The sequence below is a fragment of the Streptomyces sp. NPDC001617 genome (assembly GCF_053596855.1).
In genome coordinates this window covers 23,294-38,104 of sequence record NZ_JBSFHA010000023.1, presented here as the reverse complement: position 1 = coordinate 38,104, position 14,811 = coordinate 23,294, and the positions used below count along the sequence as shown (strand labels likewise).

At 70.2% G+C, this 14,811-nt stretch carries 14 protein-coding genes; all 14 read left to right on the top strand.

From position 1 onward, the window contains the following. Window positions 1-111: 111 nt before the first annotated feature. The 14 genes from ACWC09_RS19345 to ACWC09_RS19280 all read left to right on the top strand — a co-directional run bounded on the left by ACWC09_RS19345 (window position 112) and on the right by ACWC09_RS19280 (window position 14,811). The gene (locus ACWC09_RS19345; RefSeq protein ID WP_450851759.1) at window positions 112-1,899 is read left to right on the top strand and encodes a DUF5941 domain-containing protein; all 1,788 of its coding nucleotides are present in this window, start codon (window positions 112-114) and stop codon (window positions 1,897-1,899) included. Further along, window positions 1,896-2,648: a phosphocholine cytidylyltransferase family protein gene (locus tag ACWC09_RS19340; RefSeq protein WP_450851758.1), complete on the top strand. Its 753-nt coding sequence runs from the start codon at window positions 1,896-1,898 to the stop codon at window positions 2,646-2,648. The genes ACWC09_RS19345 and ACWC09_RS19340 overlap by 4 nt, the downstream gene beginning before the upstream one ends. Continuing rightward, window positions 2,636-3,697, top strand: a complete 1,062-nt coding sequence (locus tag ACWC09_RS19335; protein WP_450851757.1) for an iron-containing alcohol dehydrogenase family protein — start codon at window positions 2,636-2,638, stop codon at window positions 3,695-3,697. The genes ACWC09_RS19340 and ACWC09_RS19335 overlap by 13 nt, the downstream gene beginning before the upstream one ends. Continuing rightward, window positions 3,675-4,454, top strand: coding sequence for a CDP-alcohol phosphatidyltransferase family protein (locus ACWC09_RS19330; RefSeq protein ID WP_450851756.1), 780 nt, complete (start codon window positions 3,675-3,677; stop codon window positions 4,452-4,454). The genes ACWC09_RS19335 and ACWC09_RS19330 overlap by 23 nt, the downstream gene beginning before the upstream one ends. Before the next feature lie 5 nt (window positions 4,455-4,459). Next, the gene (locus tag ACWC09_RS19325) at window positions 4,460-5,332 is read left to right on the top strand and encodes a glycosyltransferase family 2 protein (RefSeq protein ID WP_450851755.1); all 873 of its coding nucleotides are present in this window, start codon (window positions 4,460-4,462) and stop codon (window positions 5,330-5,332) included. A 95-nt stretch (window positions 5,333-5,427) separates the two neighbouring features. Further along, the gene (locus ACWC09_RS19320) at window positions 5,428-6,357 is read left to right on the top strand and encodes an ABC transporter permease (protein ID WP_450851754.1); all 930 of its coding nucleotides are present in this window, start codon (window positions 5,428-5,430) and stop codon (window positions 6,355-6,357) included. Then, window positions 6,350-7,129 carry an ABC transporter ATP-binding protein gene (locus ACWC09_RS19315; RefSeq protein WP_450851753.1) on the top strand — a complete coding sequence of 260 codons (780 nt, stop codon included), beginning with the start codon at window positions 6,350-6,352 and terminating at the stop codon, window positions 7,127-7,129. Before ACWC09_RS19320 ends, ACWC09_RS19315 begins: the two co-directional genes overlap by 8 nt. Window positions 7,130-7,515: 386 nt before the next feature. Beyond that, entirely contained in the window at window positions 7,516-8,418 is a 903-nt protein-coding gene (gene hpnC / locus ACWC09_RS19310; protein ID WP_450851752.1) for a squalene synthase HpnC, read from the top strand. Then, window positions 8,415-9,365: a presqualene diphosphate synthase HpnD gene (gene hpnD / locus ACWC09_RS19305; protein ID WP_450851751.1), complete on the top strand. Its 951-nt coding sequence runs from the start codon at window positions 8,415-8,417 to the stop codon at window positions 9,363-9,365. Before hpnC ends, hpnD begins: the two co-directional genes overlap by 4 nt. After that, window positions 9,365-9,502, top strand: a complete 138-nt coding sequence (locus tag ACWC09_RS19300) for a DUF6380 family protein (protein WP_450851750.1) — start codon at window positions 9,365-9,367, stop codon at window positions 9,500-9,502. Before hpnD ends, ACWC09_RS19300 begins: the two co-directional genes overlap by 1 nt. Continuing rightward, complete coding sequence (hpnE, locus tag ACWC09_RS19295; protein ID WP_450851749.1) at window positions 9,499-10,926, top strand: hydroxysqualene dehydroxylase HpnE; 1,428 nt, start codon at window positions 9,499-9,501, stop codon at window positions 10,924-10,926. Before ACWC09_RS19300 ends, hpnE begins: the two co-directional genes overlap by 4 nt. A gap of 68 nt (window positions 10,927-10,994) precedes the next feature. Continuing rightward, window positions 10,995-12,059 carry a polyprenyl synthetase family protein gene (locus ACWC09_RS19290; protein WP_450851831.1) on the top strand — a complete coding sequence of 355 codons (1,065 nt, stop codon included), beginning with the start codon at window positions 10,995-10,997 and terminating at the stop codon, window positions 12,057-12,059. 116 nt (window positions 12,060-12,175) lie between these two features. Further along, a complete protein-coding gene (shc, locus tag ACWC09_RS19285; RefSeq protein WP_450851748.1) occupies window positions 12,176-14,170 on the top strand; it encodes a squalene--hopene cyclase in 1,995 nt (664 codons plus the stop codon). Further along, window positions 14,170-14,811, top strand: a complete 642-nt coding sequence (locus tag ACWC09_RS19280; RefSeq protein ID WP_450851747.1) for a 5'-methylthioadenosine/S-adenosylhomocysteine nucleosidase family protein — start codon at window positions 14,170-14,172, stop codon at window positions 14,809-14,811. The genes shc and ACWC09_RS19280 overlap by 1 nt, the downstream gene beginning before the upstream one ends.

The following is a 14,811-nucleotide window of genomic DNA, read 5'->3' as shown; positions in this document are numbered from 1 at the left end:
CGGGCATCCGATAGCCTCTGCCGACATGCCGCCCGCCTGGTGCAGCCAAGGGGCGCCCCCATCGCGCACATGACCGGCGTCCACGCGTCGGCACCCAGGGAGTGAGTTCGGTTGTCGACCGCCATCCTCACCGGTCAGCCGGTCCCCGGATCGTCGATCGAGGGCGATCTGCGGTCCCTCGGCTTCGACGTACGGATCGCCGCCGACGCCGCCGACGCCGAGCGGCTGGTCGCCGAGGCGCCCTGTGACGTTCGGGTCGCCCTGGTCGACGCCCGCTTCGTCGGTCACGTGCACGCGCTGCGGCTCGGTGTGACCGACCCCCGCTTCGCGCTCGCCGCGATTCCCGGCGCCGTCACCGCGCAGCCCGGCGGCCGGGCGGCGATCACCCGCGCGCTGGCCCGCGAGAACTCCACCGGCGGCGGTACGGCGGTCGCCGTCGACAGCCTCCCCGACCGCGTCGTCACCGCCCTCGACGACGACGGCGCCGACGTCCACCGTCCCGAGCTCGGCAGCCTGGTCGCCGCCGTCCCGGCCGACCCGCAGGCCCGCAACGAGGCACGGCAGGCCGTCGCGAACGTCGACGACGAGGCCATACGCCTCAAGTCCGCGGTGAAGTCCCGCGACGGCTTCTTCACCACGTTCTTCATCAGCCCCTACTCCCGCTACATCGCCCGCTGGTGCGCCCGCCGCGGCCTGACCCCCAACCAGGTCACCACCGCCTCGCTGCTCACCGCCCTCATCGCGGCGGGCTGCGCGGCCACCGGCACGCGGATCGGCTTCGTCGCGGCCGGCGTGCTGCTCCTCGCGTCCTTCGTACTGGACTGCACCGACGGCCAGTTGGCCCGCTACTCCCTGCAGTACTCCACGCTCGGCGCCTGGCTCGACGCGACCTTCGACCGCGCCAAGGAGTACGCCTACTACGCGGGGTTGGCGCTGGGAGCGGCCCGAGGCGGCGACGACGTATGGGCGTTGGCCCTCGGCGCGATGATCCTGCAGACCTGCCGGCACGTCGTCGACTTCTCCTTCAACGAGGCCAACCACGACGCGACCGCCAACACCAGCCCCACGGCGGCCCTTTCGGGCAAGCTGGACAGCGTCGGCTGGACTGTCTGGGTACGGCGGATGATCGTGCTGCCGATCGGTGAGCGGTGGGCGATGATCGCCGTTCTCACGGCGGTGACGACGCCTCGTATCACCTTCTCCGTGCTCCTCATCGGCTGTGCGTTCGCGGCGACTTACACGACCGCGGGGCGCGTGCTGCGCTCGCTGACGCGGAAGGCGCGGCGCACGGACCGGGCGGCGCAGGCGCTGTCGGATCTCGCGGACAACGGCCCGCTCGCCTCCTTCCTGGGCCGTGTGGCCCCCAGGCAGCTCGGCGGTCCGTTCCCGATCGCGCTCGCGGGCACGGTCGTTCTCGCCGTGTCCCTGTTCTCCGGCGTGACCTGGGCCCCCGTGGCGGGTGCCTTGGTGTACGCGAACACCGCAGGTCAGGCCCTGCGCCGCCCACTGAAGGGCGCTCTCGACTGGCTGGTCCCGCCCCTCTTCCGCGCCGCCGAATACGGCACCGTCCTGGTACTGGCGGCCACAGCGGACGTGAACGGAGCCCTTCCTGCGGCTTTCGGCCTGGTGGCGGCCGTCGCCTACCATCACTACGACACGGTGTACCGCATCCGCGGCAACGCCGGAGCGCCCCCGGCCTGGCTGGTGCGCGCCATCGGGGGGCACGAAGGACGGACGCTGCTCGTCACCGTCCTGGCCGCCGCGCTCACCGCTTCGCAGTTCAAGGTCGCGCTCACGGTCCTCGCCGTGGCCGTCGCCCTGGTGGTGCTCGTCGAGAGCATCCGCTTCTGGGTGTCCTCCGGGGCCCCCGCCGTACACGACGAAGGAGAACCCGCATGATCGGCCTCGTGCTGGCGGCCGGCGCCGGACGGCGTCTGCGCCCCTACACCGACAGCCTTCCCAAGGCGCTGGTGCCGGTGGGGCCCGCGGGCATAGAGGACTCGATCACGGTGCTCGACCTGACCCTCGGCAACTTCGCCGAGATCGGGCTGACCGAGGTCGCGATCATCGTCGGCTACCGCAAGGAGGCCGTGTACGAGCGCAAGGCCGCCCTGGAGCAGAAGTACGGCCTCGAGCTCACCCTCATCGACAACGACAAGGCCGAGGAGTGGAACAACGCCTACTCCCTGTGGTGCGGCCGTGACGCCCTCAAGGACGGCGTGATCCTCGCCAACGGCGACACCGTGCACCCGGTCTCCGTCGAGAAGACGCTGCTCGCCGCGCGTGGCGAGGGCAGGCGGATCATCCTGGCCCTGGACACGGTGAAGAACCTCGCCGACGAGGAGATGAAGGTCGTCGTCGACCCCGAGCGGGGCATGACGAAGATCACCAAGCTGATGGACCCCGCCGAGGCGACCGGCGAGTACATCGGCGTGACGCTGATCGAGGGCGACGCCGCCCCCGAACTGGCCGACGCTCTGAAGACGGTCTGGGAGACCGACCCGCAGCAGTTCTACGAGCACGGGTACCAGGAGCTCGTGAACCGCGGCTTCCGTATCGACGTGGCGCCGATCGGTGACGTCGACTGGGTCGAGATCGACAACCACGACGATCTCGCCCGGGGACGGGAGATCGCATGCCAGTACTGACCCGGCTGATTCCCTCGCCGCTCGTCGTGGACATCCGCCCGGGTGCCCTCGACGACCTCGCGGGTGTGCTCGCCGACGAGCGCATCTCGACCTCGGGCCGGCTCGCCGTCGCCGTCAGCGGCGGCTCCGGCGCCCGGCTGCGGGCGCGGCTGGAACCGACGCTGCCCGGCGCCACCTGGTACGAGGTCGGCGGCGGCACCCTCGACGACGCCGTACGGCTGGCCGGCGACATAAAGGCCGGCCACTACGACGCGGTCGTGGGCCTCGGCGGAGGCAAGATCATCGACTGTGCCAAGTTCGCCGCGGCGCGCGTCGGCCTGCCCCTGGTCGCCGTACCGACGAACCTCGCGCACGACGGCCTGTGCTCGCCGGTCGCCACCCTCGACAACGATGCGGGCCGCGGCTCGTACGGCGTGCCGAACCCGATCGCCGTCGTCATCGACCTGGACGTCATCCGTGAGGCACCGGCGCGGTTCGTGCGGGCGGGCATCGGCGACGCGATCTCCAACATCAACTCGATCGCGGACTGGGAGCTCTCCAACCGCGTCACCGGCGAGAAGATCGACGGTCTCGCCTCCGCCATGGCCCGTCAGGCGGGCGAGGCGGTGCTGCGGCACCCGGGTGGCATCGGGGACAACGACTTCCTCCAGGTGCTCGCCGAGGCGCTGGTCCTCACCGGCGTCGCGATGTCGATCTCCGGCGACTCGCGTCCCGCCTCGGGCTCCTGCCACGAGATCAACCACGCCTTCGACCTGCTCTACCCCAAGCGCGCCGCGAGCCACGGCGAGCAGTGCGGCCTGGGCGCGGCCTTCGCGATGTACCTGCGCGGCGCCCACGAGGAGTCGGCCTACATGGCCGAGGTGCTGCGCAGGCACGGGCTTCCGGTGCTGCCGGAGGAGATCGGCTTCACGGTGGACGAGTTCGTCCGCGCCGTGGAGTTCGCCCCGGAGACCCGGCCCGGCCGCTACACGATCCTCGAACACCTCGACCTCAAGCCCAACCAGATCAAGGACATCTACGCCGACTATGTCAAGGCCATCGGTAGCTGAACTCCGTCCGGTCGTCCACCCCGCGGGGGTGAAGGACCGGCGCAGCGGTGAGCACTGGATGGGACGCCTCTACATGCGTGAGGTGTCCCTGCGGGTCGACCGCTACCTGGTGAACACCAGGGTCACGCCCAACCAGCTCACGTACCTGATGACCGTCTTCGGTGTGCTCGCGGCCCCGGCACTGCTCGTGCCGGGCATCCCGGGCGCCGTGCTCGGCGTGGTCTGCGTCCAGATGTACCTGCTGCTGGACTGCGTCGACGGCGAGATCGCGCGCTGGAAGAAGCAGTACTCGCTCAACGGCGTCTACCTCGACCGGGTCGGTGCCTACCTCACCGACGCCGCCGTCCTCGTCGGCTTCGGGCTGCGCGCCGCCGACCTGTGGGGCAGCGGTCGTATCGACTGGCTGTGGGCCTTCCTCGGCACCCTCGCCGCGCTCGGCGCGATCCTGATCAAGGCCGAGACCGACCTGGTCGGCGTCGCCCGGCACCAGGCCGGGAAGCCCCCGGTGCAGGAGGCCGCCGCCGAGATGCGCTCCTCCGGCATGGCGCTGGCCCGCAAGGCCGCCGCGATGCTCAAGTTCCACCGGCTGATCCTCGGCATCGAGGCGTCCCTGCTGATCCTGGTCCTGGCGATAGCGGACCAGGCCCGCGGCGACCTGTTCTTCTCCCGGCTCGGCGTCGCCGTACTGGCCGGCATCGCTCTGCTGCAGACCCTGCTCCACCTCGTGTCCATCCTCGCCTCCAGCAGGCTGAAGTGAGGGGCATGAAGGTCGGCGCGGTGATCATCACCATGGGCAACCGCCCCGACGAGCTCCGCGCCCTGCTCGACTCGGTCGCCAAGCAGGACGGCGACCATGTCGAAGTGGTCGTGGTCGGCAACGGCTCGCCCGTCCCGGACGTCCCCGAGGGTGTCCGGACGATCGAGCTGCCCGAGAACCTCGGCATCCCCGGCGGCCGCAACGTCGGCACGGAGGCCTTCGGCCCCAGTGGTCGTGACGTCGACATCTTGATGTTCCTCGACGACGACGGCCTCCTCGCGGGCCACGACACCGCCGAGCTGTGCCGCCAGGCCTTCGCGGCCGACCCCGAGCTCGGCATCATCAGCTTCCGCATCGCCGACCCCGACACGGGCGTCACCCAGCGCCGGCACGTCCCGCGCCTGCGCGCCGCCGATCCGATGCGCTCCTCCCGGGTCACCACCTTCCTCGGCGGCGCCAACGCCGTACGCACCCAGGTCTTCGCCGAGGTCGGCGGCCTGCCGGACGAGTTCTTCTACGCCCACGAGGAAACCGACCTGGCATGGCGGGCCCTCGACGCGGGCTGGATGATCGACTACCGATCCGACATGGTGCTGTTCCACCCGACCACCGCGCCCTCGCGGCACGCGGTCTACCACCGCATGGTCGCCCGCAACCGCGTCTGGCTGGCCCGCCGCAACCTCCCCGCGCTCCTCGTCCCGGTCTACCTCGGGGTATGGATGCTGCTCACCCTCCTCCGCCGCCCCTCCCGGCCCGCCCTGAAGGCGTGGTTCGGCGGTTTCCGGGAAGGCTGGACCACTCCGTGCGGGCCCCGCAGGCCCATGAGGTGGCGTACGGTGTGGCGGCTGACCCGACTGGGCCGACCCCCTGTGATCTGACAAGCTCGTTCCTGTGAGCAACAGGCCCCACCAGGGCCCCAGGTTCATGCGATGCCCGCACAGGCTGCGCATCTCGAAGACGAAGGTTTCCACCAGTGAGTGAGACAACACACGACGGCGGGGTCGCGCTGAGCGCGGCCGTGTCGCCCGACGAGGGCATGACGGTGGCGCAGCTCGCCATCAAGTACGGGCTGACCGTCAGCGGCGCCCGGCCCTCCCTCGTCGAGTACGTCCGCCAGCTCTGGGACCGGCGTCACTTCATCCTCGCCTTCTCACAGGCGAAGCTGACGGCTCAGTACAGCCAGGCCAAGCTCGGCCAGCTGTGGCAGGTGGCCACGCCGTTGCTGAACGCCGGTGTGTACTACTTCATCTTCGGTGTCATCCTGCACGCCAGCCGGGGCATGTCGCAGGACGTCTACATCCCGTTCCTGGTCACGGGCGTGTTCGTGTTCACCTTCACACAGAGCTCGATCATGACGGGCGTGCGCGCGATCTCCGGCAACCTCGGCCTGGTGCGCGCCCTGCACTTCCCGCGCGCCTCGCTGCCCATCTCCTTCGCGCTGCAGCAGCTCCAGCAGCTGCTCTTCTCGATGATCGTGCTGTTCATCATCGTGATCGGCTTCGGCAGCTATCCCGGCCTGTCCTGGCTGCTGATCCTGCCGATCCTCGCGCTGCAGTTCCTCTTCAACACCGGGCTCGCGCTGGTCGTGGCCCGGATGGGCGCCAAGACACCGGACCTCGCCCAGCTGATGCCGTTCATCCTGCGCACCTGGATGTACATGTCCGGCGTCATGTTCTCGATCAACCACATGCTGGCCGGCCGCTCCGAGACGTTCATCCGCGTGATGCAGGTGAACCCGGCGGCCATCTTCATGGACCTGATGCGCTTCGCGCTCATCGACGGCTACGGCGCCTCGAACCTGCCCCCGCACGTGTGGGCCCTCGCACTGTTCTGGTCCGTCGTCGTCTTCGTCGGTGGCTTCGTGTACTTCTGGAAGGCAGAGGAGCGGTACGGCCGTGGCTGAGCTGAACCCCGGGGAGCTGATCCCCACCGTCATCGCCGACGAGCTGCACATCGTCTACCGCGTGCACGGCGCGAAGACCGGCAAGGGCAGCGCCACCGCCGCCCTCAGCCGCATCGTCAAACGCGGCGAGGAGCGTGGGGTGCGCAAGGTGCACGCCGTCAAGGGCGTCTCCTTCGTCGCCTATCGCGGCGAGGCCGTCGGCCTGATCGGCTCCAACGGCTCCGGCAAGTCGACCCTGCTGCGTGCCATCGCCGGTCTGCTGCCCGCCGAGAGCGGCAAGGTCTACACCAACGGCCAGCCCTCCCTCCTGGGCGTGAACGCTGCCCTGATGAACGATCTGACGGGCGAGCGGAACGTCATCCTGGGCGGACTCGCCATGGGTATGTCCCGCGAGCAGGTCAGGGAGCGCTACCAGTCGATCGTCGACTTCTCCGGCATCAACGAGAAGGGCGACTTCATCACCCTGCCGATGCGCACCTACTCCTCGGGCATGGCGGCCCGGCTGCGGTTCTCCATCGCCGCCGCCAAGGACCATGACGTCCTGATGATCGACGAGGCCCTCGCCACCGGTGACCGCAAGTTCCAGAAGCGCTCCGAGGAACGCATCCGGGAGCTGCGCAAGGAGGCCGGCACGGTGTTTCTCGTCAGTCACAACAACAAGTCGATCCGTGACACCTGCGATCGCGTCCTGTGGCTGGAACGCGGCGAGCTCCGCATGGACGGGCCTACCGAAGAGGTCCTCAAGGAGTACGAGAAGTTCACGGGCAAGTAGTCCACCCGGGCCTGGACGCACAGGCCAGGACGCTTGGCAGGGCCCCGCCGCAACCTTCGCGGCGGGGCCCCGCGTCTGCAAAGGAAACGTCAACTCGGTTTGGGCCAAGGAATCTTGACGCCAATCGGTGTGTTGTTGTGATGTGCAGGACACCCCAGCGATCCTCGCTGCGTTGTACAACGTAAGCTGTACCGGTCCCGAAACGCGGCAAGTGGGGCGATAATACGCGACACCCTCAACCGGGACAGCCGCGCGGACGGCAGGGCGGCGTGTCCGAAATAGTGTGTATTAGGTCTGCGGTGTAGAACGGGAGATGTGACGGCAATGGCTACGGAAACTCCCCAGCTCCACGCAGCATGTGCCGTCCCCGCGCCGGGTAGCGAACGGTGACGGGAACCGGCACGTCGCGCGCCGGTGATCCGGGGCGTGGCACGCTCGACAAGGCCGCGGGCGAGAACTTCCCCGTGGCACCTTTCTTCCTGCCCAAAGCCTGGCGCGACGACCTCATGGCGGTGTACGGATTCGCCCGCCTCGTCGACGACATCGGTGACGGCGACCTCGCCCCCGGCGGCGCGGACGCCCGTCTCCTCGGTGTGTCGCCCGCGGACGCCGAGGACCGCCTGCTGCTCCTGGACGCCTTCGAGGCCGACCTGAACCGGGTCTTCTCCGGAGAGCCCCGCCACCCCCTGCTGCGCCGCCTCCGGCCGACGGTCCGCCGCCGCTCGCTCACCCCCGAGCCGTTCCTCGGTCTGATCGCCGCCAACCGCCAGGACCAGTTGGTCGGCCGCTACGAGACCTACGACGACCTGCTCGCCTACTGCGAACTCTCGGCCAACCCCGTCGGCCGTCTGGTGCTGTCCGTCACCGGCACCTCGACCCCCGAGCGCATCCGCCTCTCGGACGCGATCTGCACGGCACTCCAGATCGTCGAACACCTGCAGGACGTCGCCGAGGATCTCGGCCGCGACCGTATCTATCTGCCCGCCGAGGACATGAAACAGTTTCATGTTCAACAGGCGGATCTCGCCATGCCCACCGCGGGCGCATCGGTGCGCGCACTGGTTGCATACGAAGCAGAACGCGCCCGCTCTCTCCTGAATGAAGGCGCCCCCCTGGTGGGTAGCGTCCACGGCAGGTTGAAGCTGCTGCTCGCGGGGTTCGTGGCGGGGGGAAGGGCGGCGATCCGAGCGATCGCCGCCGCCGAATACGACGTACTTCCCGGCCCGCCCAAGCCCGGCAAGGTGCAGTTGCTGCGCGAGGTGGGCGTGACTCTGCGAGGAGAGGGGTGATCCGGACCGTGGAGGCCGAACCACACGTGTCCGCACCGGTACTCGCCGCCTACAGCTACTGTGAGGCCGTCACCGGACAGCAGGCGCGCAACTTCGCCTACGGCATCAGGCTGCTGCCGACGCCCAAGCGCAGGGCGATGTCGGCGTTGTACGCGTTCTCCCGACGCGTCGACGACATCGGCGACGGCGCGCTGGCGGACGACGTCAAGGCGGCGAGACTCCAGGACACCAGGTCGTTGCTGGCCCGGGTGCGTGAGGGCGCCGTCGCCGAGGATGACATCGACCCCGTCGCGGTCGCCCTCGCCCATGCCGCGGAGACCTTCCCGATCCCGCTCGGCGGCCTGGACGAGCTGATCGACGGCGTGCTGATGGACGTCCGGGGCGAGACCTACGAGACCTGGGACGACCTGAAGGTCTACTGCCGCTGTGTCGCGGGCGCCATCGGACGGCTCTCGCTCGGCGTGTTCGGTACGGAACCGGGAGCGCGCGGCGCCGAGCGTGCATCCGAGTACGCGGACACCCTCGGGCTCGCGCTGCAACTCACCAACATCCTCAGAGACGTCCGCGAGGACGCCCAGGGCGGCCGGACCTATCTTCCCTCCGACGACCTCGCGAAATTCGGGTGCGCGGCCGGGTTCAACGGCCCGACCCCACCGGAGGGTTCCGACTTCGCGGGCCTCGTGCACTTCGAAGTGCGACGGGCCCGCACCCTTTTCGCCGAGGGCTACCGGCTGCTTCCCATGCTCGACCGGCGCAGCGGCGCCTGTGTCGCCGCCATGGCCGGCATCTACCGCCGGCTGCTCGACCGTATCGAGCGCGACCCGGAGGCCGTGCTGCGCGGCCGGGTCTCGCTGCCCGGGCGGGAGAAGGCGTACGTCGCCGTGCGCGGGCTGTCCGGCCTGGACACCCGGCATGTGACGCGCAGGACCGTCAGGAGGCGCGCCTGATGGACAAAACGGTCCAAGGTGATTCCGGCGGAGAAAAGCGGCACGCAACCCTCCGGACGGGGACGGCGTCCCTGACTGCAACGGCCGACCGTGCACAGCTCAAGCACGGCGGTCACGCAGGGGAGGGCGCACCATGAGCGACGGCACGCAGTCCGAGGGACCGGACGCCGGCATCCCGGGACGACCCGGGCGGGACGCCGTCGTGATCGGCGGCGGGCTCGCCGGCATCACCGCCGCGCTCGCGCTCGCCGACGCGGGCGTCCGCGTCACCCTGATCGAGGGCAGGCCGAGACTGGGTGGCCTGGCCTTCTCCTTCCAGCGCGGCGAACTGACCGTCGACAACGGACAGCACGTGTACCTGCGCTGCTGCACCGCCTACCGCTGGTTCCTCGACCGTATCGAGGGAACGGCGCTGGCGCCGCTGCAGGATCGTCTCGACGTGCCCGTACTCGACGTCGACAAGCCCGAGGGACGGCGGCTCGGCAGGCTGCGGCGCGACGCGCTGCCGGTACCCCTGCATCTGGGGCGCAGCCTCGCCACGTATCCGCATCTCTCGCTCGCCGAGCGGGCCAGGGTGGGCCGGGCCGCGCTCGCGCTCAAGGGGCTCGACCTCGCCGATCCGAACCTGGACGCCCAGGACTTCGGCAGCTGGCTGACCGCGCACGGTCAGTCGGCGCGTGCCGTCGAAGCCCTGTGGGACCTGGTCGGGGTCGCCACCCTCAACGCGGTCGCGGGCGACGCCTCGCTGGGGCTCGCCGCGATGGTGTTCAAGACCGGTCTGCTGTCCGACCCGGGCGCGGCCGACATCGGATGGGCGCGCGTCCCGCTGGGTGAACTGCATGACCGGCTCGCCCGCAAGGCGCTCGACTCCGCGGGCGTCCGTACCGAGGTCCGTACACGCGTCACCTCCCTCTCTACTGACGAGAACGGGCTTTGGAGCGTTCAGGTTCCCGGGGAGCGGCTGGAGGCGGACGCGGTGGTCCTCGCCGTACCCCAGCGCGAGGCCCATGACCTGCTGCCTCAGGGCGCTCTCGACGCCCCCGAAAATCTTCTGGAGATCGGTACCGAGCCGATCCTCAACGTGCATGTCGTCTACGACCGGAAGGTGCTGAACCGGCCGTTCTTCGCGGCCCTCGGCACCCCGGTCCAGTGGGTCTTCGACCGCACCGACGCCTCCGGCCTGCGCGAGGGCCAGTACCTCGCGCTGTCCCAGTCGGCGGCTCGGGACGAGATCGACGAGCCCGTCGCGGCGCTGCGCGAGCGCTATCTGCCCGAGCTGGAGCGGCTGCTGCCCGGTACGCGCGGTGCCGAGGTGAAGGACTTCTTCGTGACCAGGGAGCGCACGGCGACGTTCGCCCCCACCCCCGGCGTCGGACGGCTGCGGCCCGGCGCCCGTACCAAGGCCCCCGGCCTCTACCTGGCCGGAGCGTGGACCGCCACAGGGTGGCCCGCGACCATGGAGAGTGCGGTCCGCAGTGGTGTGAGTGCGGCGGACGCCGCCCTCGCCGCCCTGGGCCGGCCCCGCCCGAGTCATCTCTTCGAGTTCGAGGAGGCGGCGTGATGCTCGATCAGCATGCGGCAGGTCCCCGCACCCCCGGTACCGCAGAAAAAGGAGAAACTGTGCCCACTGTGCCCCCGGCCGAGGCGGCCGCTGAGAGGACCGCGGTGGACGTGACCGCGCTCCTGGAGCGCGGCCGGACCCTTGCCACACCGGTACTGCGGGCGGCCATCGACCGCCTGGCCCCTCCCATGGACACCGTTTCCGCCTACCACTTCGGCTGGATCGACGCCGACGGCAACCCCGCCGACGGCGACGGCGGCAAGGCCGTACGCCCCGCCCTCGCCGTGCTCTCCGCCGAGGTCACCGGCGCCGCACCCGAGGTCGGCATCCCGGGTGCCGTGGCCGTCGAACTCGTCCACAACTTCTCCCTCCTGCACGACGACCTGATGGACGGCGACGAACAGCGCCGCCACCGTGACACCGTCTGGAAGGTGCACGGCCCCGCCCAGGCGATCCTCGTCGGCGACGCCCTCTTCGCCCTCGCCAACGAGGTCCTGCTGGAGCTCGGCACGGTCGAGGCCGGCCGCGCCACCCGACGCCTCACCACCGCCACCCGCGCCCTCATCGACGGCCAGGCCCAGGACATCTCCTACGAGCACCGCGACCGCGTCAGCGTCGAGGAGTGCCTGGAGATGGAGGGCAACAAGACCGGCGCCCTGCTCGCCTGCGCCAGCTCCATCGGCGCCGTGCTCGGCGGCGCCGACGACCGCACCGCCGACACCCTGGAGAAGTACGGCTACCACCTGGGCCTCGCCTTCCAGGCCGTCGACGACCTGCTCGGCATCTGGGGTGACCCGGTCTCCACCGGCAAGCAGACCTGGAGCGACCTGCGCCAGCGCAAGAAGTCCCTGCCGGTCGTGGCCGCGCTCGCGGCCGGCGGCGCCGCCTCCGAGCGGCTCGGCGAGCTCCTCGCCGCCGACGCCAAGAGCAGCGACTTCGAGAACTTCTCCGAGGAGGAGTTCGCGGCCCGCGCAGCCCTCATCGAGAAGGCCGGCGGCCGCGAATGGACCACCGAAGAGGCGCGTCGTCAGCACACCGTCGCCATCGAAGCCCTGGACGCCATCGACATGCCCGACCGGGTGCGGGACCGGTTCGCGGCGCTCGCCGACTTCGTCGTCGTACGAAAGAGATGATCACTATCGGTCGAATAGCCCTCGCGTAGTCGCCGGCCGGTGTCGCGGGAACACGAGCACCGGCCGACGGCGGACCCACAGCAGCACGATGTGAACGACTGCACGAAGGGGAAGCCATGACAGCGACGACCGACGGAAGCACCGGGGCGGCCCTGCCGCCTCGAGCTGCCGCGGCCAGCGAAACCGACAGCACGAGCCCCGTGGCGGCGGGGGTGCACGACGTCGCCGTACGGGCGGTACAACGCTCCACCGACTTCCTGCTGTCCCGGCAGGACGCCGAGGGCTGGTGGAAGGGCGACCTCGAGACCAATGTGACCATGGACGCCGAGGATCTCCTCCTACGGCAGTTCCTGGGCATCCTCGACGAGTCCACCGCGGACGCCGCCGCCCTGTTCATCCGCGGCGAGCAGCGCGAGGACGGCACCTGGGCCACGTTCTACGGCGGACCGGGCGAACTCTCCACCACCATCGAGGCGTACGTCGCCCTGCGCCTGGCCGGCGACGAGCCCGACGACCCCCATATGGCGAAGGCGGCCGCCTGGGTCCGTGAGCAGGGCGGTATCGCCGCGGCCCGTGTCTTCACCCGGATCTGGCTCGCGCTGTTCGGCTGGTGGAAGTGGGAGGACCTGCCCGAACTTCCGCCGGAGCTCATCTACTTCCCCCAGTGGATGCCCCTCAACATCTACGACTTCGGGTGCTGGGCCCGGCAGACGATCGTGCCGCTGACGGTCGTCTCCGCGAAGCGCCCGGTGCGGCCTGCGCCCTTCCCGCTCGACGAGCTGCACACCGATCCGAACCGTCCGAACCCGCCCAAGCCCCTTGCTCCGGCGGCGAGTTGGGACGGCGTCTTCCAGCGGCTGGACAAGGCGCTGCACCAGGTGCGCAAGGTCGTACCGCGCAGACTGCGCAAGGCGGCCATGAACTCCGCCGCCCGCTGGATCATCGAGCGGCAGGAGAACGACGGCTGCTGGGGCGGCATCCAGCCGCCGGCCGTGTACTCGGTGATCGCGCTGTATCTGCTGGGCTACGACCTCGAACACCCGGTGATGCGCGAGGGGTTGGCCTCGCTGGACCGTTTCGCCGTGTGGCGCGAGGACGGGGCGCGGATGATCGAGGCCTGTCAGTCGCCGGTGTGGGACACCTGCCTCGCGACCATCGCGCTCGTCGACGCGGGCGTGCCCGCCGACCACCCGCAAGTGGTCAAGGCGGCCGACTGGATGCTCGGCGAGGAGATCGTGCGGCCCGGTGACTGGGCGGTCAAGCGACCCCAACTCCCGCCCGGAGGCTGGGCGTTCGAGTTCCACAACGACAACTACCCCGACATCGACGACACCGCCGAGGTCGTCCTCGCTCTGCGTCGCGTCCGGCACCACGACCCCGAGCGGGTGGAGAGGGCGATCGGACGCGGGGTGCGCTGGAACCTCGGTATGCAGTCGAAGAACGGCGGATGGGGTGCCTTCGACGTCGACAACACCAGCGCGTTCCCCAACCGGCTGCCGTTCTGCGACTTCGGCGAGGTCATCGACCCGCCGTCGGCGGATGTGACGGCGCACGTGGTGGAGATGCTCGCGGTCGAGGGGCTCTCGCACGACCCGCGCACCCGGCGCGGCATCGAGTGGCTGCTCGCCGAACAGGAGCCGGACGGCTCGTGGTTCGGGCGCTGGGGCGTCAACTACGTCTACGGCACCGGGTCCGTCGTACCGGCCCTCGTCGCCGCCGGATTCCCCGGCTCGCATCCGGCGATTCGGCGGGCCGTGGCCTGGCTGGAATCGGTGCAGAACGACGACGGCGGCTGGGGCGAGGACCTGCGCTCCTACCAGCGCGCGAAGGAGTGGAGCGGCAAGGGCGCGTCCACCGCCTCGCAGACCGCCTGGGCGCTGATGGCCCTGTTGGCGGCCGGGGAGAAGGACTCCAAGGCCGTCGAACGCGGGGTCGAGTGGCTCGCGGCCACCCAGCGCGAGGACGGCTCGTGGGACGAGCCGTACTTCACCGGGACCGGCTTCCCCTGGGACTTCTCCATCAACTACCACCTCTACCGGCAGGTCTTCCCGCTGACCGCGCTCGGCCGGTACGTCAACGGCGAGCCCTTCGCCGAGGTCAAGGGGGGCTGATGAACACCCAGCCCGCTCCGGCCCCGCTGCTGATCGCCTGCGCGCTCGGCATCGAGAGCTTCGCCCTGCGCACGAGCGACCGCGGCGGCGCGGGCGGGCCGGTCACCGTTGTGCGGACGGGCATGGGACCCGAGGCGGCCGATGTGTCGACCGCCCGGATGCTGGCCCGGCCGGAACTCGCGGATGCCGCCGTCCTGGCCACCGGCTTCTGCGCCGGACTCGCCCCCGGGATGCACCCCGGCGACCTCGTCGTCGCCGAGGAGACCAGGGACCCGCGCGGGACCGTCCCGTGCGTAGGCACTGAACTGCTCGTCAAGGAACTCGTGCGGGCCGTGCCCGGCCGCACCGTCCACACCGGCCCCCTCACCGGCTCCGATCACGTCGTACGCGGTCAGGAACGGTCGGATCTGCTCGCGACCGGCGCAATCGCGGTCGACATGGAATCAGCTGCGACGCTCCTGAGCGCCGTGCGCACCGGTGAGCGCCCCGTTGCGGCCGTACGGGTGGTCGTGGACGCTCCTGAACATGAACTCGTCCGGATCAGCACGGTGCGCGGTGGAATATCAGCCTTCCGCGTCCTTCGTTCCGTACTTCCGGCTTTCTTCGAATGGCACCGTTCTTTGCTGCTCCCCAGGAGGTGA

Coding starts and splice junctions, on each gene's coding strand:
- ACWC09_RS19340 (WP_450851758.1), top strand. CDS start 1,896: ATGATCGGCCTCGTGCTGGCGGCCGGCGCCGGACGGCGTCTGCGCCCC.
- hpnE (WP_450851749.1), top strand. CDS start 9,499: ATGAGCGACGGCACGCAGTCCGAGGGACCGGACGCCGGCATCCCGGGA.
- ACWC09_RS19325 (WP_450851755.1), top strand. CDS start 4,460: ATGAAGGTCGGCGCGGTGATCATCACCATGGGCAACCGCCCCGACGAG.
- ACWC09_RS19330 (WP_450851756.1), top strand. CDS start 3,675: ATGTCAAGGCCATCGGTAGCTGAACTCCGTCCGGTCGTCCACCCCGCG.
- ACWC09_RS19280 (WP_450851747.1), top strand. CDS start 14,170: ATGAACACCCAGCCCGCTCCGGCCCCGCTGCTGATCGCCTGCGCGCTC.
- ACWC09_RS19335 (WP_450851757.1), top strand. CDS start 2,636: ATGCCAGTACTGACCCGGCTGATTCCCTCGCCGCTCGTCGTGGACATC.
- shc (WP_450851748.1), top strand. CDS start 12,176: ATGACAGCGACGACCGACGGAAGCACCGGGGCGGCCCTGCCGCCTCGA.
- ACWC09_RS19300 (WP_450851750.1), top strand. CDS start 9,365: ATGGACAAAACGGTCCAAGGTGATTCCGGCGGAGAAAAGCGGCACGCA.